3 protein-coding genes are annotated in these 1,766 nt (G+C 64.7%); 1 reads left to right on the forward strand and 2 read right to left on the reverse strand.

The window, feature by feature from the left end; translation table 11 throughout:
• Positions 1-447: N-acetylmuramoyl-L-alanine amidase (locus GSQ82_RS24375; RefSeq protein WP_174243133.1), on the reverse strand; the 447-nt coding region annotated here is incomplete at its 3' end.
• A gap of 95 nt (positions 448-542) precedes the next feature.
• On the opposite strand from GSQ82_RS24375, the gene GSQ82_RS24380 reads away from it, so the two are divergent.
• Positions 543-722 carry a hypothetical protein gene (locus GSQ82_RS24380; protein ID WP_158794832.1) on the forward strand — a complete coding sequence of 60 codons (180 nt, stop codon included), beginning with the start codon at positions 543-545 and terminating at the stop codon, positions 720-722.
• On the opposite strand, the gene GSQ82_RS24385 is transcribed toward GSQ82_RS24380, so the two are convergent.
• Positions 719-1,766 (reverse strand): DUF1015 family protein (locus tag GSQ82_RS24385; RefSeq protein WP_254061903.1); only part of this gene is annotated, 1,048 nt, incomplete at its 5' end. The genes GSQ82_RS24380 and GSQ82_RS24385 overlap by 4 nt on opposite strands.

Consider the following 1,766-nt stretch of genomic DNA (forward strand, 5'->3'; position numbering starts at 1 on the left):
GGCGGCCTGGGCGGTGTCCCAGGGGATGGCGGCGTGGGGGGAGTCGGGGTCGTCGGGTGGGGTGAGGGTGGAGGTGATGATGTGGACGCCGGAGCCGCTGGAGGTGGCGTGGAGGATGAGGCAGGCGGTGGGGTGGGCGTGATTGGCGATGTCGGCGCGCTGGTCGGTGGTGAAGGGGACGGTGGGGTCGGCGTCGCGGGTGGAGATGACGGCGAAGCCACTGATGGAGAGGATGGCGCGGAGGCGGGTGGCGAAGGCCAGGGTGAAGGATTTCTCCGGGAGCTGGTCGGTGAGGTGGGCTCCGGGGTCGGGGCCGCCGTGGGCGGGGTCGAGGAGGATGGTGGTGCGGGGGGTGGGCTGCTGGGCTGGAAGGGGAGGAGAGACGGTGAGGCTTATGAGAAGCGTGAGAGCAAGACGTGCGGCGATTTGTTGGGTGGGGAGGATCAAGGGAGTGTTCGCGGGTTTGATTGTATATGGTGAGGCCGATGTGGGAGGACGGATTGGGACGGGTGATCGGCCGCTCGTCTGGCGGTTTGTTGTCAATGTCAGTCAAAACAGATGCAACGGCCAGATGGGAGAGGTATACCTTCCCACCCATCGCAAAGTGTGCGATGGATGGGGCACCCGAAGATCGGTGGCCGGTGAGGGAGAACGATTGGACGACCGAGGATGGTGGTCGGGGATCGCGAACGTCGGGTGATGTGGTGGTGCTGATGGGTTAGTCGAGGGCGTAGATGGCGAGGCCGCTGAGGAGTTTGGGGTAGAAATCGGTGGATTTTTGGGGCATGACGTCGCCGGAGAGGGAGATGTCGCGGAGCTGGTCGAGGGTGATGGGTTTGATGAGGAAGGCGATGTCGGCTTCGCCACTGGCGACGAGGGAGACGGCTTCGTCGGCTTCGCGGATGTAGCGGACGTTGCCGAGGCGGGTGATGGTCTCCTGGTCGAGGCCGAGGAGCTTGTCGAGGATGATGCGGTGGAGCTGGACGACGTCGAGTTGGGCCTGGCGGGGGGAGATGTCCTTGAGGGCGGCGGCGACGTCGGGTTTGGGGGTGAGGAGGTAGTTGCCGTCGCCGGTGGCGGCGAGGAAGGCGGTGCCTTTGGTGGCGGAGAGGATGGAGATGTGGGGGGTGGGGAGTTCTTTGATATCGAAGAAGGCGCTGGCGCGGGTGATGAAGTCGGGCGAACTGAAGCTGGGGATGCCGCTGACGACGCGGTGGGTAGGGAGGATGGTGATGCCGGGTGAGTCCATGTTGACGAAGGTCATCATCATGGCGGCCTCGGGGAAGGCGGGCTGGGGAAGGTGGCTTGGGCTCAGCTTTTCGTCTTCGTCGCGGGGCTGGTTGAGGGGGAGTTTCAGTTGGGCGGAGCGCTCTTTGGCGTAGGCGACGGAGGTCTCGTAGCGGTGGTGGCCGTCGGCGATGATGAGCTTTTTGTCGGCCATGGCGGTGAGGAGGAGATTGATGAGATGGGGGTCGGTAAGCTTCCAGACGCGGTGGACGACGTTGTACTCGTCGGTGATGGCGAGGTCGGCGGGCGAGGTCTCGTCGAAGATGAGTTTTTCGGCGGTGAAGGCGGGGTCGGAGTAGAGCATGTAGATCTGCTCGCAGTAGGCGCGGGTGGCCTTGAAGAGGGCGAGGCGGTCGGACTTGTGTTTGGGGAAGGTCTGCTCGTGGCGGTAGACGACCTTGTCGGCGTAGTCGTAGAGGTGGCCGAGGGCGATGAAGCCGCGGCGCTCGCGGACTTCGGAGGTGCCGGGGACGGTGTAG

Origin of the sequence: Granulicella sp. L60 (assembly GCF_009765825.1) — a bacterium.
In the GTDB taxonomy this organism is placed as follows: Bacteria; Acidobacteriota; Terriglobia; order Terriglobales; family Acidobacteriaceae; genus Edaphobacter.

Bases quoted from the DNA above. Each gene is read 5' to 3' on its own strand.
- GSQ82_RS24380 (WP_158794832.1), top strand. From the start codon at position 543: ATGTCAGTCAAAACAGATGCAACGGCCAGATGGGAGAGGTATACCTTC.